Annotated in this window: 22 protein-coding genes; 7 read left to right on the plus strand and 15 right to left on the minus strand. The window is 54.9% G+C overall.

The window, feature by feature from the left end:
* The 8 genes from rffA to trxA all read right to left on the minus strand — a co-directional run bounded on the left by rffA (nt 1) and on the right by trxA (nt 8,592).
* Nucleotides 1-1,131: a dTDP-4-amino-4,6-dideoxygalactose transaminase gene (rffA, locus tag SK50_RS00510; protein ID WP_015570019.1), complete on the minus strand. Its 1,131-nt coding sequence runs from the start codon at nt 1,129-1,131 to the stop codon at nt 1-3.
* Between the two features lie 4 nt (nt 1,132-1,135).
* Complete coding sequence (gene rffC, locus SK50_RS00515) at nt 1,136-1,813, minus strand: dTDP-4-amino-4,6-dideoxy-D-galactose acyltransferase (protein WP_032620667.1); 678 nt, start codon at nt 1,811-1,813, stop codon at nt 1,136-1,138.
* A complete protein-coding gene (wecC, locus tag SK50_RS00520; protein WP_015570020.1) occupies nt 1,810-3,072 on the minus strand; it encodes a UDP-N-acetyl-D-mannosamine dehydrogenase in 1,263 nt (420 codons plus the stop codon). Before wecC ends, rffC begins: the two co-directional genes overlap by 4 nt.
* The gene (wecB, locus tag SK50_RS00525) at nt 3,069-4,199 is read right to left on the minus strand and encodes a non-hydrolyzing UDP-N-acetylglucosamine 2-epimerase (RefSeq protein WP_045343866.1); all 1,131 of its coding nucleotides are present in this window, start codon (nt 4,197-4,199) and stop codon (nt 3,069-3,071) included. Before wecB ends, wecC begins: the two co-directional genes overlap by 4 nt.
* Before the next feature lie 56 nt (nt 4,200-4,255).
* Nucleotides 4,256-5,302 (minus strand): ECA polysaccharide chain length modulation protein, encoded by a 1,047-nt coding sequence (gene wzzE / locus SK50_RS00530; RefSeq protein WP_017693953.1) that lies wholly within the window; start codon nt 5,300-5,302, stop codon nt 4,256-4,258.
* A gap of 13 nt (nt 5,303-5,315) precedes the next feature.
* Nucleotides 5,316-6,419, minus strand: coding sequence for a UDP-N-acetylglucosamine--undecaprenyl-phosphate N-acetylglucosaminephosphotransferase (gene wecA, locus SK50_RS00535; RefSeq protein ID WP_048228971.1), 1,104 nt, complete (start codon nt 6,417-6,419; stop codon nt 5,316-5,318).
* A gap of 242 nt (nt 6,420-6,661) precedes the next feature.
* Nucleotides 6,662-7,921 (minus strand): transcription termination factor Rho, encoded by a 1,260-nt coding sequence (rho, locus tag SK50_RS00540; RefSeq protein ID WP_001054528.1) that lies wholly within the window; start codon nt 7,919-7,921, stop codon nt 6,662-6,664.
* A gap of 341 nt (nt 7,922-8,262) precedes the next feature.
* The gene (trxA, locus tag SK50_RS00545; protein ID WP_006812392.1) at nt 8,263-8,592 is read right to left on the minus strand and encodes a thioredoxin TrxA; all 330 of its coding nucleotides are present in this window, start codon (nt 8,590-8,592) and stop codon (nt 8,263-8,265) included.
* Between the two features lie 144 nt (nt 8,593-8,736).
* Here trxA and rhlB point away from each other — a divergent pair, with 144 nt between their 5' ends.
* Both rhlB and gppA read left to right on the plus strand, forming a co-directional pair.
* Nucleotides 8,737-10,005 carry an ATP-dependent RNA helicase RhlB gene (rhlB, locus tag SK50_RS00550; protein WP_006812393.1) on the plus strand — a complete coding sequence of 423 codons (1,269 nt, stop codon included), beginning with the start codon at nt 8,737-8,739 and terminating at the stop codon, nt 10,003-10,005.
* Nucleotides 10,006-10,010: 5 nt separating this feature from the next.
* On the plus strand, nt 10,011-11,495 hold the full coding sequence (gene gppA, locus SK50_RS00555; protein ID WP_017383602.1) for a guanosine-5'-triphosphate,3'-diphosphate diphosphatase: 1,485 nt from the start codon (nt 10,011-10,013) through the stop codon (nt 11,493-11,495).
* Between the two features lie 51 nt (nt 11,496-11,546).
* Here gppA and rep read toward each other — a convergent pair whose 3' ends face one another.
* Nucleotides 11,547-13,571: a DNA helicase Rep gene (rep, locus tag SK50_RS00560; protein ID WP_015570023.1), complete on the minus strand. Its 2,025-nt coding sequence runs from the start codon at nt 13,569-13,571 to the stop codon at nt 11,547-11,549.
* Nucleotides 13,572-13,656: 85 nt separating this feature from the next.
* Here rep and ppiC point away from each other — a divergent pair, with 85 nt between their 5' ends.
* Nucleotides 13,657-13,938: a peptidylprolyl isomerase PpiC gene (ppiC, locus tag SK50_RS00565; RefSeq protein ID WP_006812396.1), complete on the plus strand. Its 282-nt coding sequence runs from the start codon at nt 13,657-13,659 to the stop codon at nt 13,936-13,938.
* 54 nt (nt 13,939-13,992) lie between these two features.
* Here ppiC and cysE read toward each other — a convergent pair whose 3' ends face one another.
* From cysE to SK50_RS00590, 5 genes are all read right to left on the minus strand, one after another.
* Nucleotides 13,993-14,814, minus strand: coding sequence for a serine O-acetyltransferase (gene cysE, locus SK50_RS00570; protein ID WP_022646641.1), 822 nt, complete (start codon nt 14,812-14,814; stop codon nt 13,993-13,995).
* A 75-nt stretch (nt 14,815-14,889) separates the two neighbouring features.
* Nucleotides 14,890-15,909 carry an NAD(P)H-dependent glycerol-3-phosphate dehydrogenase gene (gene gpsA, locus SK50_RS00575; RefSeq protein ID WP_006812398.1) on the minus strand — a complete coding sequence of 340 codons (1,020 nt, stop codon included), beginning with the start codon at nt 15,907-15,909 and terminating at the stop codon, nt 14,890-14,892.
* Entirely contained in the window at nt 15,909-16,376 is a 468-nt protein-coding gene (gene secB / locus SK50_RS00580) for a protein-export chaperone SecB (protein WP_014168079.1), read from the minus strand. The genes gpsA and secB overlap by 1 nt, the downstream gene beginning before the upstream one ends.
* Before the next feature lie 31 nt (nt 16,377-16,407).
* A complete protein-coding gene (gene grxC / locus SK50_RS00585) occupies nt 16,408-16,659 on the minus strand; it encodes a glutaredoxin 3 (RefSeq protein WP_003860837.1) in 252 nt (83 codons plus the stop codon).
* An 11-nt stretch (nt 16,660-16,670) separates the two neighbouring features.
* Nucleotides 16,671-17,102 carry a rhodanese-like domain-containing protein gene (locus SK50_RS00590; protein WP_017383604.1) on the minus strand — a complete coding sequence of 144 codons (432 nt, stop codon included), beginning with the start codon at nt 17,100-17,102 and terminating at the stop codon, nt 16,671-16,673.
* Nucleotides 17,103-17,350: 248 nt separating this feature from the next.
* Here SK50_RS00590 and gpmM point away from each other — a divergent pair, with 248 nt between their 5' ends.
* Genes gpmM through SK50_RS00605 form a run of 3 tightly spaced genes read left to right on the plus strand, consistent with a single transcriptional unit; the run spans nt 17,351 to nt 21,124 of the window.
* A complete protein-coding gene (gpmM, locus tag SK50_RS00595) occupies nt 17,351-18,895 on the plus strand; it encodes a 2,3-bisphosphoglycerate-independent phosphoglycerate mutase (RefSeq protein ID WP_040117060.1) in 1,545 nt (514 codons plus the stop codon).
* A 33-nt stretch (nt 18,896-18,928) separates the two neighbouring features.
* Nucleotides 18,929-20,188, plus strand: coding sequence for a murein hydrolase activator EnvC (envC, locus tag SK50_RS00600; RefSeq protein ID WP_026094345.1), 1,260 nt, complete (start codon nt 18,929-18,931; stop codon nt 20,186-20,188).
* A gap of 3 nt (nt 20,189-20,191) precedes the next feature.
* Complete coding sequence (locus tag SK50_RS00605; protein WP_017693955.1) at nt 20,192-21,124, plus strand: divergent polysaccharide deacetylase family protein; 933 nt, start codon at nt 20,192-20,194, stop codon at nt 21,122-21,124.
* An 11-nt stretch (nt 21,125-21,135) separates the two neighbouring features.
* On the opposite strand, the gene SK50_RS00610 is transcribed toward SK50_RS00605, so the two are convergent.
* The gene (locus tag SK50_RS00610) at nt 21,136-21,936 is read right to left on the minus strand and encodes a glycosyltransferase family 2 protein (RefSeq protein ID WP_023295721.1); all 801 of its coding nucleotides are present in this window, start codon (nt 21,934-21,936) and stop codon (nt 21,136-21,138) included.
* A 206-nt stretch (nt 21,937-22,142) separates the two neighbouring features.
* Here SK50_RS00610 and SK50_RS00615 point away from each other — a divergent pair, with 206 nt between their 5' ends.
* A complete protein-coding gene (locus SK50_RS00615; protein ID WP_017693957.1) occupies nt 22,143-23,348 on the plus strand; it encodes a glycosyltransferase in 1,206 nt (401 codons plus the stop codon).
* Nucleotides 23,349-23,359 lie beyond the last annotated feature (11 nt).

Genomic DNA, 23,359 nt, shown 5'->3' on the forward strand with positions numbered 1-23,359 from the left:
TCAGGCGAAATAACTCAGAAGCGAATTGATCACCGTACGCTGGTTCACCGGCGCGAGGTTGTAGAACAGGGGCAGGCGGAGCAGACGTTCGCTCTCTTTGGTGGTGTAGCGGTCTTCACCGGCAAACATCCCGAAGGCTTCGCCAGCCGGGCTGGAGTGCAGCGGAATATAGTGGAATACCGCCATAATTTCCGCCTCTTTCAGCCAGGCAATCAGCTTGCTGCGATCGTCGTTATCGCGCAGCTTGATGTAGAACATGTGAGCGTTGTGGATGCAGTCTGCCGGAATAGTCGGCAGTTCAATACGTCCGGCTTTTGCCAGCGGCTCCAGCGCGTCGTAGTAGGTTTGCCACAGGGAGAGGCGTTGCAGATTGATTCGCTCTGCCGCTTCCAGCTGCGCCCAGAGATACGCGGCCTGCAAATCCGCCATCAGGTAGCTTGAGCCGATATCGCGCCAGGTGTACTTATCCACCTGACCGCGGAAGAACTGGCTGCGGTTGGTCCCTTTTTCACGGATCACTTCCGCACGCTCCACCAGGGCACGATCGTTAATCAGCGTCGCGCCGCCTTCGCCGCCTGCGGTGTAGTTTTTGGTTTCGTGGAAGCTAAAGCAGCCGATATGACCAATGGTGCCCAGCGCGCGCCCTTTGTAGGTGGACATCACGCCCTGCGCGGCGTCTTCCACCACAAACAGGTTGTGCTTTTTAGCGATGGCCATGATGGTGTCCATCTCACAGGCCACGCCCGCGTAATGCACCGGCACAATCGCCCGCGTTTTATCGGTGACCGCCGCTTCAATCAGCGTTTCGTCGATGTTCATAGTATCCGGACGGATATCCACAAACACGATTTTCGCCCCGCGCAGGACAAACGCGTTCGCCGTGGAGACGAAGGTGTAGCTCGGCATGATCACTTCATCGCCGGGCTGGATATCCAGCAACAGCGCCGCCATCTCAAGCGATGCGGTACAGGACGGCGTCAGCAGTACCTTGGCACTGTGAAAACGTTGCTCCATCCACTGCTGGCAGCGGCGGGTAAAACCGCCGTCACCACAGAGCTTGCCGCTGCCCATAGCAGACTGCATGTAATCAAGTTCAGTGCCCACAACGGGAGGCGCGTTAAATGGAATCATCTTGTCACCTGTATAACCAGTAGGCGGTGGCGTCGATGCTGGCACCACTCGCAATATAACGTTTAAGCGCAGCGGTGTTGCCCATCTGGGTTGCGACCCGCAGCGTCGATACCTGTTGTTGCTCCGCCCAGTGCAGCGCCGCCTGCATGAGTTTCTCGCCCATGCCGCGCCCGGCTAACAATCCGATGCGCGCCTCGTGCTCGTTGAGCCTGCGAAGCGAAACAAAACCCTGAATCTGCCCCCCGGCAGTACGGAACACCAGACAGACGTGGTCAAACGTGCCTTTGACCGCATTCTCTATCCACTGGGCATAAAAGCGGCCGCTGTCATCGGGCGCATACCAGGGCGCCCGGAAACGGCTCTGAGCGAAGGCCAGCGCCGCCATCTTACGCAGCGCGGGGATATCCTGCTCCGTTGCAATTTCCGCGCCCGGTGAGGCGTGGAGAGCCACGGTAACAGAGAGATCAACCTCACCCTCGACCAGCCGGAATCCGTGCTGCTGGAGGGCGTCCAGCAGATCGGCGCGGTCCGCCGGGATCTTAGCCTGTACGCGCTGCCAGGCGCTGAAGTCTGCTTCCTGCAACGCAGGGGCATTGTCGCGCAGACGCACTATCGCTGAGGGACGCGCAAAGAATGCGCTTTCCCACTCAAGGGCCTCCAGCACGCCGTTGAGGATACTCAACGCCACACGCCTTTGGTATCAACAACATACTGCTGACGTACGGCATCACCGGAAACCGCTTTGAACGCATTGTGATCCACCAGCAGCACCAGCACATCCGCCGTCGCCAGCGCGTCATCCAGGGCGGTAAGGGTGCAGTGACCGGCAAGTTTTGCCGGCAGCGCATGAATATTCGGCTCAACCACCAGCGTTTCACCGCTGTGCCAGGCAGCGATCATTTCGGCAATTTCCATCGCCGGGCTTTCGCGCAGATCGTCAATATTCGGTTTGAATGCCAGACCAAAGCAGGCAATTTTCAGCTCACTGGCGCGTTTGCCGCTGTCGGCCAGGCAATCCGCGACCGTGGCTTTGACCTGGTTGATAACCCAGTGCGGTTTGTGGTCGTTTACTTCGCGCGCGGTGCGAATCAGGCGTGCCTGTTCCGGGTTCTGCGCCACGATAAACCACGGATCGACCGCGATGCAGTGCCCACCCACGCCCGGCCCCGGCTGAAGGATGTTCACGCGGGGGTGACGGTTGGCAAGACGAATAAGTTCCCAGACGTTAATCCCCTGATCGGCGCAAATCAACGACAGTTCATTCGCAAACGCGATGTTAACGTCGCGGAAGCTATTTTCGGTCAGTTTGCACATCTCGGCGGTGCGGGAGTTGGTCACCACACATTCGCCTTCAAGGAAAATTTTATACAGCTCGCTGGCGCGCGCGGAGCAGACTGGCGTCATGCCGCCAATCACGCGGTCGTTTTTAATCAGTTCCACCATCACCTGGCCTGGCAGTACGCGCTCAGGGCAGTAGGCGATATTGATATCGGCCTGGTCGCCCGCCTGCTGCGGGAAGCTGAGATCGGGACGCGCCTCGGCCAGCCACTGCGCCATCTGCTCGGTAGCCCCAACAGGTGAAGTGGACTCAAGAATAACCAGCGCCCCTTTCTTCAGCACAGGCGCAATGGATTTTGCTGCCGCCTCGACGTAAACCATGTCAGGCTCATGATCGCCTTTAAAGGGCGTTGGAACCGCAATCAGGTACGCATCGGCTTCTACCGGCGTGGTGCTGGCGCGCAGGAAGCCACCGTCCACCGCCTTTTTCACCACACGATCGAGATCGGGCTCCACGATATGAATTTCGCCACGGTTGATGGTTTCCACCGCGTGCGCGTTGATATCTACGCCAACGACCTGCTTTTGACGAGAGGCAAAGGCCGCCGCAGTAGGCAGCCCGATATAGCCAAGACCAACAACAGAGATGGTAGAAAAACTCATAGCGTTACCCGATTGTGTTTAAGTGCGTGCAAAATACGACCACAAGCCTGCCCGTCACCGTACGGATTGTGGGCCCGGCTCATCGCCTGATACTCTTCATCGTCATGCAGTAAGCGCGTGACCTCTTCGACAATACGACGCGGATCCGTTCCCACCAGACGCACGGTACCGGCAGTAACCGCTTCCGGGCGTTCGGTGGTTTCACGCATCACCAGTACCGGCTTACCGAGGGAGGGCGCCTCTTCCTGAATGCCGCCAGAATCGGTCAGGATCAGCCAGGCGTGGTTCATCAGCCAGACAAATGGCAAATAGTCCTGCGGCTCGATCAGAAGCACGTTTTCCACGTGGCCCAGGATACGGTTGACCGGTTCGCTGACGTTCGGGTTGAGGTGCACCGGATAGACAATCTGCACATCATCGTTCTGCGCGGCGATTTCAGCCAGCGCGTGGCAAATTTGCTCAAAGCCACGGCCAAAGCTTTCGCGGCGGTGGCCCGTCACCAGAATCGTTTTCTTGCCGTTGTTCAGGAACGGATAGCGCGCAGCAAGTTCTGCCTGAAGCTCGCTGTTAGCCAGCACGCGGTCACGCACCCAAATCAGCGCATCAATGACCGTATTGCCGGTGACGAAGATCTTGCTGTCGCTGATATTTTCGCGCAGCAGGTTCTGACGTGAGTTCTCGGTTGGCGCAAAATGGTACATCGCCAGGTGACCGGTGAGCGTACGGTTGGCCTCTTCCGGCCACGGGGAATAGAGATTGCCGGTACGCAGACCCGCTTCAATATGACCAACGGGGATACGCTGATAGAACGCGGCCAGGCTGGTCGCCACGGTGGTGGTGGTGTCGCCGTGCACCAGCACCACATCCGGCTTGAACGACTCCAGAATAGGCTTTAATTCTTGCAGAATACGGCAGGTGATTTCCGTCAGTCCCTGTCCCGGTTTCATTATATTGAGATCGTAATCCGGGACGATAGAAAAGAGGGTTAAGACCTGATCGAGCATCTCACGGTGCTGGGCAGTCACGCACACTTTCGCTTCAATATCAGGATCTCTGGCCAGCGCATGAACCAGAGGCGCCATCTTGATGGCCTCCGGCCTGGTGCCAAATACGGTTAGTACTTTCACATCGATTCTCTTCGATTAGACGATGAAGGCCGCAGCCTTCATCGTAGACGGCGTTCTTAGTTTGTGCGGCGACGCAATAACGCTACGCCAGCGCCAGTCAGTGCGCCCACAATCCCCCACATGATCATCAGGAATGCGCGACGCGGACTATCGCGTTTTACAGGCTCTTCAGGCGTTCTTAAATAACGATAGGTCTGAAAACGCGGGTCCAGCGTTGGACCGACGTTGAGCGTATTGAGCATGGCGCGGTTTTGGTCGTAATCAAGGTCAAAGTCAGGGCCAACGGCCTGGATATTTTCCAGACGTGCCTGAAGCATTGGGCGACCAAGAAGGAACATTTCTGAATCCGGGAGTTCGTCAGCCGGAACATCCGTTTCGCTACGGGAAATATTGTGCTGTTCCGCAATCTTCAGCGCCTGCTCAATATTATGTACGCGACGGGCGAAGATAGCCTTAGCGACCTCTTCCTGACGTTTGACCTGCGCTTTCATCTGAATAGTACGCGCAGCCCAGGCGCCTTTCAGCTCGTCATTCAGATGACTGGCCGCGCGCTGGCTGGCAAAAGCAACGTACTGACGCAACAGGTTATTGGCGTCCGGCGCCGTTTCCGCAATCAGCTTCACGCTGTCGCTAACGTTACGGAGCACATCGCCAGGCATAAACTGAATGTTATTAATCAGGTCATCCAGCAGCGCGGCATCCGCTTTGCTGTTACCGACCATGCGCTGCTTGTAGTAGTCCGTCTGGGACCAGAAATCGCGACGTGTATCCCACGACGCCAGCTGCATCACAAACTCTTTGTAGGATTCATCCATCACCGAAGCCTGATCCGGGGTCGCCAGATTGGCCTTGATATCAAGATTACGCAGGAATTGCTGCTGGGAGTAGTAGCCTCCAAGCATATTCACCGTTGGTCGGTCTGTGATCGCCGTGGCGCTCCACTCTTGTTTTGCAAAGAAGGTGTAGGCAAGCGCTAACAGCGCGAACCCCAGGGCAATCCCCACAATCCACAGTTTGCCCTGCCATAACACGCGAAACAAACCACGAATATCCAGCTCGTTCTCAGTGCCCACTGATTTCGCTCCCGCCAACGGTTGAGTCATCATAGTCCCGGTTTTACTTAGTTAATGTTGTGTTTTTGCCACTGTTCCGACGCATCCTGCGTTTTAAACGTTTAATAAAACGCGCGACTTTCCATGCACGCTTGATGCAGTAACCGTACATGAAAAATGCTAGCAAGAATAATACCAACATTACCCATTCAGGAATGAAATGTGCGTATTCCGCGGCTACGCCAATCGCAGCCAGAATAGCAGCCGCAAGCGTAATCAACACAAATGCCTGACGAGACGTGAAGCCGGCGCGCATAATCAGGTGATGAATATGCTGCCGATCGGGAGAAAACGGGCTCATCCCTTTACGCAGACGGCGGTACATTATAGCGACCATGTCCATCAGCGGGATGGCGATAATCCAGAGAGCCGTTACCGGGCTGATAGGGTGCGTTTTACCCTGCGTGGTCTCCAGCAGGACCCAGATAACCGTAAAGCCAATCAGGGTACTGCCCGCATCGCCCATAAAGACTTTATAGCGACGCCCTAACACACCCAGGTTCAGGCAGATGTAAGGCAGGATGGCGGCAATCATGGCAAAGCACCACATTGACAGGCTGTACTGGCCGTCAAACCATAAGATGATGCCGATAGCGCCAAACGAAACAGAGGACAGCCCACCGAGCAGACCGTCTATACCGTCAACCATGTTAAAGGCGTTGATAGCCGCCCACACGGCAAACAGCGTCAGGAAGAAGCCGAATGGCCCAAGCACCAGCTCCCAGGGACCAAACACGTAGCCCAGGCTTCTTAGATAGAGGCCGCCTACCACCATCATAATGATGCCAATGGCCGCCTGTACCGTCGCGCGGAACTTCACGCTGATATCAAAACGATCATCAAGGGCGCCGACCAGTACCAGCACACCGGCACATGCCAGGTAGAGTGCGGCATGGGGGATATAGTAATCCGCGATCCCGAATGTGAAACAGATGCCTGCGTATACCGAAATGCCGCCCACCAGTGGAATAAGCCCCTGATGACGTTTACGGAAGTTCGGTTTGTCCACTAACCCAATTCTTTTTGCTACCTTGCACGCAATGAACAAAAAACAGGTTGTGAATAAAAAAATACTGATCAGCTCAGTTACAGCAGTGAGTAGATTCACAATGGATTGCTCTCAACAAATGTTAGTCCCGGAAGTATAACCATGAAGCCTCTGCCTCAGAAGGATTAAAGATGGCTCATCACAACTCCCTTTGTATGTTTTTCAATCAATTATTTCTTTGACTGTGCAAACCTTCTTATTGTCGCACCGACAGGTCTAAATTGGGAGTGTGTGGTAATAGCGTATAGTCCATAAATAAAAAACGCCACGTAAAAACGTGGCGTTTACTGGGATTATTTGCGTTACGAGCGTTTCATCATGTCGAAGAAATCGTCGTTCGTTTTGGTCATCGCCAGTTTATTAATGAGGAATTCCATTGCGTCGATTTCGCCCATTGGATGGATGATTTTACGCAGGATCCACATTTTCTGAAGCTCTTCCTGAGTGGTAAGCAGCTCTTCTTTACGGGTACCGGAACGGTTGTAGTCGATCGCCGGGAAGACGCGTTTTTCTGCGATTTTACGAGAAAGGTGCAGTTCCATGTTGCCTGTACCTTTGAACTCTTCGTAGATAACCTCGTCCATTTTGGAGCCGGTATCGATCAGCGCCGTCGCGATAATGGTCAGGCTACCGCCCTCTTCCACGTTACGCGCCGCACCGAAGAAACGCTTCGGACGATGCAGGGCGTTAGCATCCACACCACCGGTCAGTACTTTACCGGAAGCCGGCACCACGGTGTTGTAGGCACGCGCCAGACGGGTAATGGAGTCGAGCAGGATGATCACGTCTTTCTTGTGCTCAACCAGGCGTTTCGCCTTCTCGATGACCATTTCCGCAACCTGAACGTGGCGAGAAGCAGGCTCGTCGAAGGTAGACGCAACCACTTCCCCTTTCACCAGACGCTGCATCTCGGTCACTTCTTCCGGACGTTCGTCAATCAGCAGCACCATCAGCACACAGTCTGGATGGTTGTAAGCAATGCTCTGCGCGATGTTTTGCAGCAGCATGGTTTTACCGGCTTTTGGCGGCGCCACAATCAGACCACGCTGGCCACGACCAATTGGCGATGCCAGATCCAGCACACGAGCGGTTAAGTCTTCAGTAGACCCGTTACCACGCTCCATGCGCAGACGAGAGTTAGCGTGCAGCGGCGTTAAGTTCTCGAACAGGATCTTATTGCGGGAGTTTTCCGGTTTGTCGTAGTTAACTTCGTTAACCTTCAACAGCGCAAAGTAGCGTTCACCCTCTTTTGGAGGACGAATCTTACCTGAAATGGTGTCACCAGTGCGGAGGTTGAAACGGCGGATTTGGCTAGGGGATACGTAGATGTCGTCAGGGCCGGCGAGGTAGGAGCTGTCTGCGGAGCGGAGGAAACCAAATCCGTCTTGCAGTATCTCCAGCACACCGTCGCCAAAGATATCTTCGCCACTCTTAGCGTGCTGCTTCAGGATGGCGAAAATGATGTCCTGCTTGCGCATACGAGCCTGGTTTTCCAGTCCCATATTTTCGCCGAGAGTGATCAGCTCAGAAACCGGCGTATTCTTTAATTCGGTAAGATTCATAATGGTGTGGGTTCTTAAACTCGGGGTGATTCTCGAACTTAATGTTGTGAATGGTATGGCAGGGTCATCCATGCCTGTTTAGCGGCCATCACCTCATGTCTGTTCGCTGTCTGGTCACAGGGAAAGAACGCAGAACTGAAACGACAAGACGGATTGAGTGACAAGCCCGGAATCTAGCAACTTCACGCACTGTTTAAGTTAACAACGGGAAGTATCGGGTAAAACAAGATTCAAACAACAAGATATGTTTAAAACGTAGTCATAGCTAACTTAGCACGACTAAAGCCGGGCGTCCAGATCTCGCCGTTAATTAGGCGCTCTGGACGCTCAGCTGAGAAACCTTACGCCAGGTTAGCGTCCAGGAACTCTTTCAGTTGACCTTTGGACAGTGCGCCCACTTTGGTCGCCGCCACGTCACCGTTCTTGAACAGCAGCAGGGTCGGGATGCCACGGATACCGTATTTTGGCGCGGTGCCCGGGTTCTGGTCGATGTTCAGCTTGGCAACGGTCAGTTTGCCCTGATATTCGTCAGCGATTTCATCCAGAATCGGAGCGATCATTTTGCAAGGACCACACCATTCAGCCCAGAAATCAACGAGGATCAGCCCGTCAGCTTTAAGTACGTCCGTGTCAAAACTGTCGTCAGTCAGGTGAATAATTTTATCGCTCATATATAACTCCACAGGAATAAGCCTGGTACGTTGGTTTTGTCTCCACCAACGACGTGTTGATGTCGCATTAACCAACTAAAGGTTGACTTTATTTCACCGGATACGCTTTCGTAAAGCAATAGTAAGCTGATATTCTACCACACTATGAGCAAAACACATTTAACAGAACAGAAGTTTTCCGACTTCGCCCTGCACCCAAAGGTGATCGAAGCCCTTGAAACTAAAGGGTTTCATAACTGCACGCCCATTCAGGCTCTCGCCCTGCCGCTGACGCTGGCCGGTCGCGACGTTGCAGGGCAGGCGCAAACCGGTACTGGCAAAACGATGGCGTTTTTAACGTCAACGTTTCATTATTTACTTTCTCACCCGGCGATTGCAGACCGCAAAGTTAACCAGCCGCGCGCGCTAATTATGGCCCCGACGCGAGAACTGGCGGTACAGATCCACGCAGACGCTGAGCCCCTGGCGCAAGCCACCGGCCTGAAACTTGGCCTGGCCTATGGCGGCGACGGCTACGATAAACAGCTGAAAGTGCTGGAAAGCGGCGTCGATATCCTGATTGGGACCACCGGCCGTCTTATCGACTACGCCAAACAGAACCATATCAACCTCGGCGCAATCCAGGTCGTGGTGCTGGATGAAGCAGACCGTATGTACGATCTGGGCTTCATTAAAGACATCCGCTGGCTGTTCCGCCGTATGCCTGCGGCAAACCAGCGTCTGAACATGCTGTTCTCCGCAACCCTGTCATACCGCGTACGTGAACTCGCATTCGAGCAGATGAACAATGCGGAATATGTGGAAGTAGAACCGGAGCAGAAAACCGGGCACCGCATTAAAGAAGAGCTTTTCTATCCTTCTAATGAAGAGAAAATGCGCCTGCTGCAAACCCTGATCGAAGAAGAGTGGCCGGATCGCGCGATTATCTTCGCGAACACCAAACACCGCTGTGAAGATATCTGGGGTCACCTGGCGGCAGATGGTCACCGTGTGGGCCTGCTGACCGGCGACGTAGCGCAGAAAAAACGCCTGCGCATTCTCGACGAATTTACTCGTGGCGACCTTGATATTCTGGTCGCGACCGACGTGGCGGCCCGTGGCCTGCACATTCCAGCCGTGACGCACGTCTTTAACTATGACCTGCCAGATGACTGTGAAGACTATGTACACCGTATCGGTCGTACCGGTCGTGCCGGCGCAAGCGGTCACTCCATCAGCCTTGCGTGTGAAGAGTATGCGCTGAATCTTCCGGCCATTGAGACCTACATCGGTCACTCTATTCCACAGAGCAAATACAATCCGGACGCGCTGTTGAGCGAGCTGCCGCCACCTAAGCGCCTTACCCGTCCACGCTCCGGCAATGGTCCGCGTCGTTCCGGCGGTGCACCGCGTAATCGTCGTCGTTCAGGTTAAAAAATATGCTCAGCTCCACCTCGCTTTATGCGGCAATTGATCTCGGTTCGAATAGTTTTCATATGCTGGTTGTGCGCGAGGTGGCGGGAAGCATACAAACGCTGACGCGCATTAAGCGCAAGGTCCGCCTCGCGGCGGGCCTGAGCAGCGATAATCACCTCTCCCCGGAAGCCATGGAACGTGGCTGGCAGTGTCTGCGTCTGTTTGCAGAACGTTTGCAGGATATCCCGCTCAGTCAAATTCGCGTTGTTGCCACGGCGACCCTTCGTCTGGCGGTTAACGCTGGCGATTTCATTGCCAGAGCACAGGAAATTCTGGGCTGCCCGGTGCAGGTCATCAGCGGTGAAGAAGAAGCGCGTCTGATTTATCAGGGTGTGGCGCATACGACCGGCGGCGACGATCGTCGTCTGGTGGTCGATATCGGTGGCGCCAGTACTGAACTGGTCACGGGCACAGGCGCGCAGGCGACGTCACTGTTCAGCCTGTCGATGGGCTGTGTGACCTGGCTGGAACGATACTTTACCGATCGAAACCTTGCCAAAGAGAATTTTGACGAGGCGGAAAACGCGGCGCGTGCGGTCCTGCGCCCGGTCATGGACGAACTGCGCTATCACGGCTGGAAAGTGTGTGTCGGCGCGTCCGGAACCGTTCAGGCGTTGCAGGAAATCATGATGGCACAGGGAATGGACGAGCGGATCACGCTTGCCAAACTCCAGCAGCTTAAACAGCGCGCCATCCAGTGTGGTCGTCTGGAAGAGCTTGAAATAGAAGGGCTGACGCTCGAACGCGCGCTGGTTTTCCCCAGTGGGCTCGCCATTCTGATCGCCATTTTTACTGAACTCAATATCCAGTGTATGACCCTGGCAGGCGGTGCGCTGCGCGAAGGTCTGGTCTACGGAATGCTGCACCAGTCGGTCGATCAGGACATCCGTAGCCGTACGCTGCGTAACGTTCAGCGCCGCTTTATTGTTGATATCGACCAGGCACACAGAGTGAGTCAACTGGCGTCACTGTTTGCCGATCAGGTGAAAAAAAGCTGGGATATTGAACCGTTAAGCCGCGATCTGCTGCTAAGCGCCTGTGCGCTACATGAAATTGGTCTCAGCGTGGAGTACAAGCAGGCACCGCTGCACGCGGCCTGGCTGGTGCGTAATCTCGATTTACCGGGCTATACGCCCGCCCAGAAGAAGCTGCTGGCCACCCTGCTGCTAAATCAGACTAACGCCGTCGATCTCTCTTCCCTTCACCAGCAGAACGCTGTACCGCCGCGCGTGGCGGAGCATCTGTGTCGTCTGCTTCGCCTGGCGATCCTGTTTGCCAGTCGGCGTCGTGATGATTTGCTGCCAGCCATTACGCTGGCGGCAGACGATGAGAAACTGACGCTGACGCTACCGGAAAACTGGCTTGAGGATCATCCGCTTGGGGCGGAACTGATTGAGCAGGAGTACCAGTGGCAGAGCTATGTGCACTGGGCGCTTGATGTGAAGTGACCCTTTGAAGCGTGCCGGGTGGCGGCTTCGCCTTACCCGGCCTGCAAATAGTTATCCCTTCTCTTTGGCTTTTGCCAGCATCGCGCGAATGTTTGCCACGTTTGCCTGCCCTTTGTGCATACGCTCTTCAGCGGTAATGACTTTACGCTCCTGCTCCCAGATAAGATCGTCCTGAGGCAACTCCAGCAGAAAACGGCTCGGCTCCGGGCGCACCAGCTCACCATACTGGCGGCGCTCTTTGCACAGCGTAAACGTCAGCTCTTTCTGCGCACGTGTGATCCCCACGTAGGCCAGACGGCGCTCTTCGTCGACGTTATCTTCATCAATGCTGCTCTGGTGCGGCAATAAGCCCTCTTCCATCCCCACCAGATAGACATAGGGGAACTCCAGCCCTTTCGAGGCATGTAACGTCATTAGCTGAACCTGATCGGCCTCTTCTTCGCTTTCGCCGCGCTCCATCATATCGCGCAGCGTGAAGCGGGTGACCACCTGCGTCAGGGTCATGGGCTCGTCAATCTCAGATCCTTCAAGCATTTCGGTCATCCAGCTGAAGAGCTGGTTAACGTTTTTCATCCGCATCTCGGCTGCTTTCGGGCTGGCAGAGGTTTCATACAACCAGGATTCGTAATCAATGCCGTGGATCAGATCGCGTACTGCCGCCACAGGCTCGCGCTCTGCCAGACGCTGCACCTCACCCAGCCAGTGGGTAAAGCGGGTTAAGGCGTCATAGCCGCGCCCGGTCAGGGTCTGGCTCAGCCCCATATCGAAGCTGGCGGTGAACAGGCTTTTGTTGCGGGTCATCGCCCATTCACCCAGTTTTTGCAGCGTCGCAGAGCCAATCTCGCGTTTCGGCGTATTCACGATGCGCAGGAAAGCGCTGTCGTCATCCGGGTTGGTCAGCACGCGCAGATAGGCCAGCAGATCCTTGATTTCCGGACGCGAAAAGAACGACGTACCGCCAGAAATTTTGTAGGGAATGCGGTTCTGCATCAGCATCTTTTCAAAGACGCGCGACTGGTGGTTTCCGCGATAGAGGATCGCGTAATCCTTGTATTCAGTTTTGTTGACGAAGTGATGGGCAATCAGCTCGCCCGTTACGCGCTCCGCTTCGTGCTCTTCGTTGTTGGCGCTGAGCACTTTCAGCTCGGTGCCGTAACCCAGTTCGGAGAACAGGCGCTTCTCAAAGACGTGCGGGTTATTGGCAATCAGGATGTTCGCCGCCTTCAGGATACGCCCGGAAGAACGGTAGTTCTGCTCCAGTTTAATCACCTGCAACGCCGGGAAGTCTTTGCTCAGTAGCACCAGGTTTTGCGGACGCGCGCCGCGCCAGGAGTAAATCGACTGATCGTCATCGCCTACGACGGTAAAGCGCGCACGCTGCCCTACCAGCAGCTTCACCAGCTCGTACTGGCTGGTGTTGGTATCCTGGTATTCATCCACCAGCAGGTAACGGATTTTGTTCTGCCAGCGCTCGCGCACCTCTTCATTCCGCTGAAGCAGCAGCGTCGGCAACAGGATCAGATCGTCGAAATCCAGGACGTTACAGGCTTTCATATGCGCGTCGTACAGACCGTAGCAGTGGGCAAAGATGCGGTCGCGCTCGCCTTTGGCGCTTGCCGCTGCCTGGGCCGGCGTCATCAGATCGTTTTTCCAGTTCGAGATCGTCGAGATCAGCTGTTGCAACAGCACTTTGTCATCTTCGATCAGCCCTTCCGTCAGCTCTTTAAGCAGCGCCACCTGGTCGGTGTCATCGAAGAGAGAAAAGTTGGACTTCATGCCCAGCGCCGCGTATTCGCGCTTGATAATATCCAGACCCAGCGTGTGGAAGGTGGAGATCATCAGCCCGCGCGCCTCTTTACGGCCCAGCGTCTGGCCGACGCGCTCTTTCATCTCACGCGCCGCTTTGTTGGTAAAGGTGACCGCCGCGATATGGCGCGCCTGGTATCCACAACCCCGAATTAAGTGGGCGATTTTGTTGGTGATCACGCGTGTTTTACCGGATCCCGCTCCCGCCAGCACCAGGCAGGGTCCGGTGACGAATTCGACAGCTTGTTGTTGTCCGGGGTTTAAACGCATAAATGATCACTCAATGAAAGTCGGGAGAGGAGGAAAAACGCGTGGTAGTATACCGATCGTAAACTAGTCGACTCAAGGCACGATCATGGCAAAAACAGCAGCAGCACTGCATATCCTTGTTAAAGAAGAGAAACTGGCACAGGATCTGCTCGAACAGATTAAAAACGGCGCCGACTTCGGCAAACTGGCGAAGAAACACTCGATTTGCCCGTCAGGCAAACGCGGTGGTGACTTAGGCGAGTTCCGCCAGGGCCAGATGGTTCCGGCGTTTGATAAAGTGGTCTTCTCCTGCCCGGTGCTGGAGCCAACCGGCCCACTGCATACGCAGTTCGGCTATCACATTATCAAAGTGTTATACCGCAACTAATCAAAAGCCCGGTGCATTGACTCACCGGGCTTTTTTATTTGGCTGTTCCGGGGTTCAGATGCCGTCGCCGTATTCGAAGGTGTGATGAATACCGTTGAAGTGCTGATCCATATCCATCGACGGCTTATCGCTGTCTGGCTTACCGACGATGCGCGCCGGGACGCCAGCGGCGGTGGTGTGCGGCGGTACAGGCTGGAGCACAACCGACCCCGCGCCAATCTTCGCGCCGCGTCCGACTTCAATATTGCCGAGGATTTTAGCGCCCGCGCCAATCATCACCCCTTCACGAATTTTCGGATGGCGATCGCCGCTGGTTTTACCGGTACCGCCCAGCGTAACGGATTGCAGGATCGACACGTCATCTTCGATCACCGCCGTTTCACCAACAACAATGCCGGTGGCGTGATCGAGCATGATCCCGCGGCCAATTTTCGCCGCCGGGTGAATATCGACCTGGAAGGTCACGGAAACCTGGTTTTGCAGGAAGATGGCCAGCGCGCGGCGTCCCTCATTCCATAACCAGTGGCCGATGCGGTACGCCTGTAAGGCATGGAAGCCTTTGAGATACAGCAGCGGCGTGGAGTATTTATCCACCGCCGGGTCTCGCGTGCGCACAGCCTGGATGTCGCAGGCGGCAGAAGCAATCATCTCCGGATCTGCGGCGTAGGCCTCTTCCACCACTTCGCGAATCGCGATAGCAGGCATGATAGGGGAAGCCAATTTATTGGCGAGCATATAGCTCAGGGCGCTGCCGAGATTTTCGTGCTTAAGTAGCGTCGCGTGATAGAAACTGGCCAGCATGGGCTCACAGTCGGCCAACGCTCGGGCTTCGGCTTTAATATTATTCCAGACGATATCCAGTTCTTCACACGGCATTGCTTGCTCCAGACGATAGTTAATGACCAGCCAGTTCTGCGCTGGCTGGGTCATTCAGGTGACGATACTTCCCGGCTAATTGCTGCTGCGCTCGTCCTTGCGCGCACGACCTAATAAGGTCAATGCTGCCTCGCGCGCATTTTTTCCGCAATACAATACCTGATAAATTTCCTCGGTTATTGGCATTTCGACACCGAAACGGTGCGCCAGTTCGCGAACTTCTTTGGTATTGCGATAGCCTTCAACCACCTGACCAATCTTCTCCTGCGCGCTTTTTACATCGCTGCCCTGTCCGAGCATCATGCCAAAGCGGCGGTTACGCGACTGGTTATCGGTGCAGGTCAGCACCAGGTCGCCCAGCCCTGCCATTCCCATAAAGGTGGCCGGATCGGCACCCAGCGCTTCGCCCAGGCGGGACATTTCGGTCAGGCCACGGGTGATCAGCGCAGTACGCGCATTCGCGCCGAAACCGATGCCGTCAGACATCCCGGCCCCGATGGCAATGACGTTCTTCACCGCGCCGCCCAGCTGCACGCCGATAAAATCGGGGTTGCTGTACACGCGGAAGCTTTTGCCGCAGTGCAGCAGTTGCTGAAGATCGTCGGAAAATGCCTGGTCGGTGGACGCCAGCGAAATCGCCGTCGGCAAGCCCGCAGCCAGCTCTTTGGCAAACGTCGGCCCGGAGATCACCGCCAGCGGGATCGCTGTTCCCAGCGCTTCGCGGGCAACGTCCTGCAACAGACGTCCGGTTTCCGCTTCCAGCCCCTTCGTCGCCCACACAATACGCGCATCCGCACGCATCAGCGGCTTAATCTGACGCAGGACTTCGCCAAACACATGGCTTGGCACCACAATCAAAATATTGCGGCTGGCCGCCAGCGCGGTCGCGAGGTCGCTTTCCAGATACAGGGAGTCAGGGAACGGAACGTCCGGGAGAAACGCCACATTGCAGCGGTCGTGTTGCAACGTCGCGATATGTTTTGGATCGTGGCCCCACAGGACCACGTCGTGACCATTTCTTGCCAGGGTGATGGCAAGAGCGGTGCCGTAAGAGCCGGCACCGATCACAGTCATTGACGCATTAACAGTGCTCATCAGGCATCCTGATGTTGTTCGGTACCTTCGCCAGCCTGCTGCTGTAGATAGTTCATGAACAGCGCATCAAAGTTTACTGGCGCAAGGTTCAGTTGCGGGAATGTACCGCGAGAAACCAGGCTGGTGATGCATTCACGGGCATACGGGAACAGGATGTTCGGGCAGTATGCACCCAGGCAATGCGCCATCTGGTTGCCTTCGATGCCGCCGATGGAGAAGATACCGCCCTGCTGAACTTCGCACAGGAATGCGGTTTCTTCGCCCAGAGAGGCGGTCACGGTGACACGCAGTACGACTTCATACACATCATCCGCCAGCTGGGTGGATGCGGTATCCAGATCAAGTTTAACCTCTGGCTGCCAGTCTTTCTGGAAAACGTGCGGCGCATTTGGCGCTTCGAAAGAGACATCCTTGGTGTAGATGCGCTGGATCTGGAAAGTCATCTCGGTGTTGTTTTGTTCTGACATGGAAAAACCCTTTTTAATTGTCCTAAAGTCTCTAGCTCAGCAGCGGATCGAGTCCACCACGGGCGTCGAGCGCATACAAGTCATCACAGCCGCCAATGTGCTGCGCATCAATAAAAATCTGTGGAACCGTTGTGCGACCACTGCGTTGGATCATCTCTTCGCGTTTAATCGCGTCACCATCGATCGGCAGTTCCTTGAACGTTACGCCTTTGCTGGACAGCAGCGCTTTCGCTCGGTGGCAGAACGGGCACGTTGCTTTGGTGTAGATCTCAATATTGGCCATCACTTAACTCCTTATTTACCGCGCACTAAAGGAAGATTCTCCCCGCTCCAGCCGGAGATGCCTTCTTTCAGCACCGTTACGTTTTCAAAGCCTGCTTTATGCAGTGCGCTGGCAGATTCCTGCGCCTGCATGCCAGTGCCGTCAACAACAATAATCGGCTGGGCTTTATGCTTCTCCAGCTCACCAATGTTGTTCGCTTTAATTTCCGCGGGCAGCAGGTTGATAGCACCTGCGATGTGGCCCTTGCGGAAATCGTCGCGCTGACGCAGATCGACAACCACGGCGTCCTCTTTGTTGATCAGACGTGTCGCTTCACCGCGGGTGATCACCTTAATTTTAGACGTCAGTCCCTTAAATGTGGTGAACAGTACAGCGACCAGCAGGCCAATCCACGCGATGCTCAGAACCGGGTGGCGGCTAACGAATTGCATAATTTCTTGCATGGGGGGTAACAACTCCCGACTAAGTGATTAAAAAAACCAGGACAGGAGTATACCTGTGCGCTGTGGCAAATACAGCCAGCGACATAAAGCTAATCTATTTTCTGCGGCATGCCACGTAAAAAAAGCCTCAAAATGGCCTGAGAACAGCCTTGCCCCCGCGCTTTCTTTGATCTTCTGCGGCTATTTTATCGATTCAGCTGTAGTAAAATTACGCAAATTTTTTGTCTCTTGAGCATGAGGTTGTCGCAATGTCGGTTTCTAAAAAACCTATGGTACTGGTGATTCTGGATGGCTATGGCTACCGTGAAGATCAACAGGATAACGCCATTTTCAACGCCAAAACCCCGGTTATGGATGCGCTATGGGCAAAACGTCCCCACACCCTGATTGATGCGTCTGGCCTGGAAGTGGGTCTGCCGGATCGTCAGATGGGCAACTCTGAAGTGGGTCACGTTAACCTGGGTGCGGGCCGTATCGTTTATCAGGACCTGACGCGCCTGGACGTTGAAATCAAAGAACGTACATTCTTTGCCAACCCAACGCTCACCGGAGCGGTTGATAAAGCCGTTGCCGCAGGCAAGGCCGTTCACATTATGGGTCTGCTCTCTGCGGGCGGCGTTCACAGCCACGAAGATCACATCATGGCGATGGTAGAACTGGCCGCCGAGCGCGGTGCGGAAAAAATCTATCTGCACGCCTTCCTGGATGGTCGCGATACGCCGCCACGCAGCGCAAAAGGTTCTCTTAAAGCGTTTGAAAATAAATTTGCCGCACTGGGCAAAGGCCGCGTGGCGTCCATCGTTGGCCGTTACTATGCCATGGACCGTGACAACCGCTGGGACCGCGTTGAGCAAGCCTATGATCTGCTGACCCTGGCAAAAGGTGAGTTCCAGTTCCCGACCGCCGTTGAAGGCCTGGAAGCGGCTTACGCGCGTGATGAAAACGACGAATTTGTGAAGGCAACCGTGATCCGCGCTGAAGGCCAGGCCGATGCCGCCATGGAAGATGGCGATGCGCTGATCTTCATGAACTTCCGTGCTGACCGCGCGCGCGAAATCACCCGCGCCTTCGTCAACAGCGATTTCGACGGTTTCGCCCGTAAGAAAGTGGCGAAGATCGATTTCATCCAGTTGACTGAGTATGCAGCGGATATCAAAGCCCCATGCGCGTATCCACCCGCTTCCCTGGAAAATACCTTCGGCGAGTGGATGGCGAAAAACGATAAAACGCAGTTGCGCATCTCCGAAACTGAGAAGTATGCGCACGTGACCTTCTTCTTTAACGGCGGCGTAGAAGAGCCGTTTAAAGGCGAAGACCGCATCCTGATTAACTCGCCGAAAGTCGCCACTTACGATCTCCAGCCAGAAATGAGCTCTGCGGAGCTGACCGAAAAACTGGTGGCCGCGATCGAAAGCGGTAAATACGACACCATCATCTGTAACTATCCGAATGGCGACATGGTGGGCCACACCGGCGTGATGGAAGCAGCCGTTAAAGCTGTTGAAGCGCTGGACCACTGCGTTGAGCAGGTCGCAAAAGCGGTTGAATCCGTGGGCGGCCAGCTGCTGATCACCGCTGACCACGGTAACGCAGAACAGATGCGTGATCCGGCAACCGGTCAGGCGCATACCGCCCATACCAACCTGCCTGTTCCACTGATTTATGTAGGTGATAAATCAGTGAAAGCTGTGGAAGGCGGCAAGCTTTCCGACATCGCGCCAACCATGTTGTCGCTGATGGGTATGGAAATCCCTGAAGAGATGACTGGCAAGCCGCTGTTCATCGTGGAATAATCGCTCCCCATGAGGGGAAAGGCGATTTTTTCAATCACATGGGTCGTGAAGCCGCTTCGGTTATCAGTCAGACCTCTGCTTTGCGCCAGCGCACTCAGCGCTGGCGTATTGCTGTGCGCCGCATCCGCCCACGCGGATGACCGCGATCAGCTTAAATCCATTCAGGCCGATATCGCCGCCAAAGAGCGTGCGGTACGTCAGCAGCAACAGCAGCGCGCCACCCTGCTCGCCCAGCTTAAAAAGCAGGAAGAGGCCATTTCCGCCGCCGCGCGTAAGCTGCGTGAAACACAAAACACCCTTGCCCAGCTCAATAAGCAAATCGATGAAATGAACGCGTCGATTGCGAAACTGGAGCGTCAGCGCGATGCCCAGGAGCGGAACCTTGCTGCACAGCTTGATGCTGCTTTCCGTCAGGGTGAGCACACAGGCCTTCAGCTGATCCTCAGCGGTGAAGAGAGCCAGCGTGGTCAGCGTTTACAGGCCTATTTCGGCTATCTAAACCAGGCGCGTCAGGAGACCATTGCGCAGCTGAAACAGACGCGCGAAGAAGTCACCACGCAAAAAGCCGAGCTGGAAGAGAAGCAGAGCCAGCAGCAAACGCTGCTCTACGATCAGCAGGCGCAGCAGGAGAAGCTTGAGCAGGCGCGCAATGAGCGTAAGAAGACGCTCGCCGGGCTGGAGTCCTCTATCCAGGCAGGACAAAGCCAACTGAGCGAAATGCGCGCCAACGAATCCAGACTGCGTAACAGCATTGCCCGGGCAGAAGCCGCGGCCAAAGCGCGCGCCGAAAAAGAAGCGCGTGAAGCGCAGGCGGTGCGTAATAAGCAGCAGGAAGCCTCCCGGAAAGGCACCACCTACAAACCGACTGAAAATGAACGTTCCCTGATGTCGCGTACCGGCGGCCTCGGCTCCCCGCGTGGTCAGGCTTACTGGCCCGTTCGCGGTACGATCCTGCATCGCTATGGCGAACAGTTGCAGGGTGAGCTACGTTGGAAGGGGATCGTTATCGGTGCGTCTGAAGGTAGCGAAGTGAAAGCCATCGCCGATGGCCGCGTGATCCTGGCCGACTGGCTACAGGGTTATGGGCTCGTGGTGGTGGTTGAACACGGTAAAGGCGATATGAGTCTTTACGGCTACAACCAGAGCGCGCTGGTCAGCGTTGGCACTCAGGTGCGCGCGGGTCAACCCATTGCCCTTGTGGGCAGCAGTGGCGGTCAGGGCCGCCCGTCACTCTATTTCGAAATTCGTCGTCAGGGTCAGGCGGTCAATCCACAGCCGTGGTTGGGAAGATAGGTTTTGCTTCAATTTCGTCGAATTGTTGTTTCCGTAGTCAGCGCACTGGCGCTGGCTGCACCGGTTTATGCAGGCAAACTCGCGATTGTGATTGATGACTTCGGTTATCGACCACACTATGAAAATCAGGTGCTGGCGATGCCGCCAGCCATCTCTGTCGCCGTCCTGCCTAATGCGCCTCACGCGCATGAAATGGCGACCAAAGCGCACAATGGCGGCCATCAGGTCCTCATCCATCTGCCGATGGCCCCCCTCAGCAAGCAGCCGTTGGAAAAAGATACCCTGCGCCCGGACATGAGCAGCGACGAGATCGATCGCATCATCCGCGATGCGTACAATAAAGTGCCGTATGCCGTGGGTCTGAATAACCATATGGGCAGCGCGATGACCTCCAGCCTGTACGGTATGCTGAAAGTGATGCAGGCGCTGGAGCGTTACAATCTCTATTTCCTCGACAGCATGACCATCGGCAACAGCCAGGCGATGCGTGCCGCTCAGGGGACGGGTGTAAAAGTCATCAAGCGCAAAGTATTCCTGGACGACTCCCAGAACGAAGCGGATATCCGCGTGCAGTTCAACCGCGCGGTACAGCTGGCGCGCCGTAACGGTTCGGCGATTGCCATTGGGCATCCGCATCCGTCTACTGTTCGCGTTTTGCAGCAAATGTTGCCGGGCTTACCCGCCGATATTACGCTGGTGCGTCCGAGCGATCTGCTCAATGAACCTCAGGTGGATACTTCTCGTCCGGGTAGCGCGCAACCACCCGCAACGCAGCCGCGTAATCCATTCCGCGGCGTGAAGAACTGCACGCTGAAACAGCCGCCTGAACCGGTCTATGCAACCCGCTTCTTCTCGGTGATTGGCGAAAGCATCAGCAGCAGTACACTGGTTAAATACGTCCAGCAACAGTGGCAGGGTTGGGGAAAAAAAGCCTGATCGGCTAACGCCTATTCTGCCAGATAAGAGTCCGACTGCTCTTTTGCAACGGACTCTCTCTTTTCCCGATCCTGATACCAGGCCTTGAAATACTTCAAAAAACTGTACGCCGTGGCATAAAACCCTGTCACCACACCTACTTTGCCCTGACGCCACGCACCGCTAAACAGATACCATTTGAAAAATGCGCCAATAGCGCTGATCGCGCCGCGACCAAGAGAGGGACGTATCGTCTGATATTGAACCAGGCGAGTGGTATATCCGTTTAATTTATTAAAAAGTTCATGCAGCGAATAAAACGTATCATGTCTGACATAACCTGGAATACGTTCAGAACGGAGAAAACCTTCAACCTGATCGTCTACTGGCCGGTTATTAAATCGCGACTGCGTACGGTTAAAAAGACGCACCGGATAATCCGGTGATGAGACGGGATAAATCGTTCGGACATTTTCTCCCAAAACAAACCAGTGACGACATATCCGCCACGCCATATCCGGTTCGGGTTCATCGCCCATTTTTAATTTTAAAATAGCATCAACGGTTTCTTGATCGAGTATTTCGTCACTGTCCATGCACAGCACCCAGTCGTTGTGCGCATGGGATACGGCATGGTTCATCTGCTCGCCGTGCCAGCTATATTTTTTGAATATGGGCGACAATCCATAACTCTGGCAAATATATATCGTCGAGTCTGTACTTCCGGAATCCACTATAACGAATTCATCTGCTATTTTTAAAAGAGGAGGAATAACATCGTGCAACGTTCTTTCGGAGTTAAACGTTAATAAGCAGACCGTTATTTTAAACATATTTTCACTCTCTCAATAACAACATAAAATTTTTGCACTCATACTATCGAATTGAGAAGAGGCGATTAAAGTCTTAAATCGCACTTTTAAAATAAGCGTGTTTAAAACCTTTGCTTATAAAAAGGCAAATGAATACAAAAAATCTATTTTATTTCAGTAAATTCTTTATAATGCGGTCAGATGAAGGGTAGCATACGGATTCAGACATGCCGCAAAAACGTAAAATCCTCCTCCTGGACACGGGCAAAGAATGGGGGGGAGGTACCAACAGTATGCTTGAGCTTCTGAAGCGAATCAACCGCGACAAATTCGACATTACTTGTTGTTTTTACAGTGATTATAGTCGTGCTGAAGGTCAAACGATTGGCCAGGTGCTCAATAGCATTGGGATCCCGCTACTCGTTATCCCTCAACGTAAGCAACCGGCATGGGCAAAACTACTGAAAGAAGCGGGACGTGGTCTGCTGTTTTTCTCGCGTTCAGCGCGCAAAGCATTTACGCGGCATATCGATACCCTGTGGCGCATTCGCCCCAACGTCAGCAAGATTGAGACCATTTTCAGGGAAGGTGGATTCGATACGCTGTATATGAACAACCAGCCAGGCTCTAACGAAGAAGGGTATCTGGCGGGCGCAAACCTGCATGCGCGGATAATCCAGCACTGCCGGATTGAACCGGTGCTGACCCCGCCGCTGGTGAAGCTGGTCAATGCCCATGCCACAAAAATCATCGCCGTCTCGCACGGCGTTGAACGCGTGTTGCTTCAGCATGGCGTCCGGCCAGCGCTGTGTACCACGGTCAACAATGCTATCGACATCCACCAGCCTTTGCCCGACCGACGCGCGATGCGCCAGCGCCTGAACATTGATGACGACACGTTTGTGTTCGGCAGCATTGGCTCGCTAATCCCTCGCAAAGCCAACCACCATACGCTGGAGGCGCTGGCACAGTTCAGCCAGAGGCACCCGCAGGCAAAATGGAAGATGGTGCTGGTCGGTGAAGGGGCGGAGCGCGGCGCACTGGCGGCACAGGCTGACGCGCTGGGTATTGCTGAGCACGTCATTTTTACCGGTTTCCAGAACACGCCTTTTGACTATCTCGCCACCTTTGACGCATTTATTCTGGCCTCGAAGAGCGAAGGCCTGCCGCGCGTCGTGCTGGAGGCAATGCTGCTGAATATTCCCGTGATTGGTTCAAAGGTGACCGGCACGGCAGAATTGATCGATCATGAGTCGACCGGCCTGCTGTTTCCCTGGAGCGACGTGTCGCAACTTGCTCAACATCTGGATAATATCTGGCAGGATCCTGCTCTGCGCGCCCGGCTCGCCGCTGCCGCACACCAGAATGTCTGCAACATGTATGCCATTGAAAGCTATGTTAACGGTGTCGAGGCCGTTCTTGGCGCGCAATAACCAAACGAGAA

This window comes from Enterobacter sp. BWH64 (assembly GCF_001037645.1).
Taxonomy (GTDB): domain Bacteria; phylum Pseudomonadota; class Gammaproteobacteria; order Enterobacterales; family Enterobacteriaceae; genus Enterobacter; species Enterobacter hormaechei_C.

Bases quoted from the DNA above. Each gene is read 5' to 3' on its own strand.
- grxC (WP_003860837.1), bottom strand. From the start codon at position 16,659: ATGGCCAATATTGAGATCTACACCAAAGCAACGTGCCCGTTCTGCCAC.
- rep (WP_015570023.1), bottom strand. From the start codon at position 13,571: ATGCGTTTAAACCCCGGACAACAACAAGCTGTCGAATTCGTCACCGGA.
- wecC (WP_015570020.1), bottom strand. From the start codon at position 3,072: ATGAGTTTTTCTACCATCTCTGTTGTTGGTCTTGGCTATATCGGGCTG.
- trxA (WP_006812392.1), bottom strand. From the start codon at position 8,592: ATGAGCGATAAAATTATTCACCTGACTGACGACAGTTTTGACACGGAC.
- wzzE (WP_017693953.1), bottom strand. From the start codon at position 5,302: ATGACTCAACCGTTGGCGGGAGCGAAATCAGTGGGCACTGAGAACGAG.
- gppA (WP_017383602.1), top strand. From the start codon at position 10,011: ATGCTCAGCTCCACCTCGCTTTATGCGGCAATTGATCTCGGTTCGAAT.
- ppiC (WP_006812396.1), top strand. From the start codon at position 13,657: ATGGCAAAAACAGCAGCAGCACTGCATATCCTTGTTAAAGAAGAGAAA.
- secB (WP_014168079.1), bottom strand. From the start codon at position 16,376: ATGTCAGAACAAAACAACACCGAGATGACTTTCCAGATCCAGCGCATC.
- gpmM (WP_040117060.1), top strand. From the start codon at position 17,351: ATGTCGGTTTCTAAAAAACCTATGGTACTGGTGATTCTGGATGGCTAT.
- SK50_RS00590 (WP_017383604.1), bottom strand. From the start codon at position 17,102: ATGCAAGAAATTATGCAATTCGTTAGCCGCCACCCGGTTCTGAGCATC.
- cysE (WP_022646641.1), bottom strand. From the start codon at position 14,814: ATGCCGTGTGAAGAACTGGATATCGTCTGGAATAATATTAAAGCCGAA.
- rffA (WP_015570019.1), bottom strand. From the start codon at position 1,131: ATGATTCCATTTAACGCGCCTCCCGTTGTGGGCACTGAACTTGATTAC.
- rho (WP_001054528.1), bottom strand. From the start codon at position 7,921: ATGAATCTTACCGAATTAAAGAATACGCCGGTTTCTGAGCTGATCACT.
- gpsA (WP_006812398.1), bottom strand. From the start codon at position 15,909: ATGAGCACTGTTAATGCGTCAATGACTGTGATCGGTGCCGGCTCTTAC.
- SK50_RS00610 (WP_023295721.1), bottom strand. From the start codon at position 21,936: ATGTTTAAAATAACGGTCTGCTTATTAACGTTTAACTCCGAAAGAACG.
- rhlB (WP_006812393.1), top strand. From the start codon at position 8,737: ATGAGCAAAACACATTTAACAGAACAGAAGTTTTCCGACTTCGCCCTG.
- SK50_RS00615 (WP_017693957.1), top strand. From the start codon at position 22,143: ATGCCGCAAAAACGTAAAATCCTCCTCCTGGACACGGGCAAAGAATGG.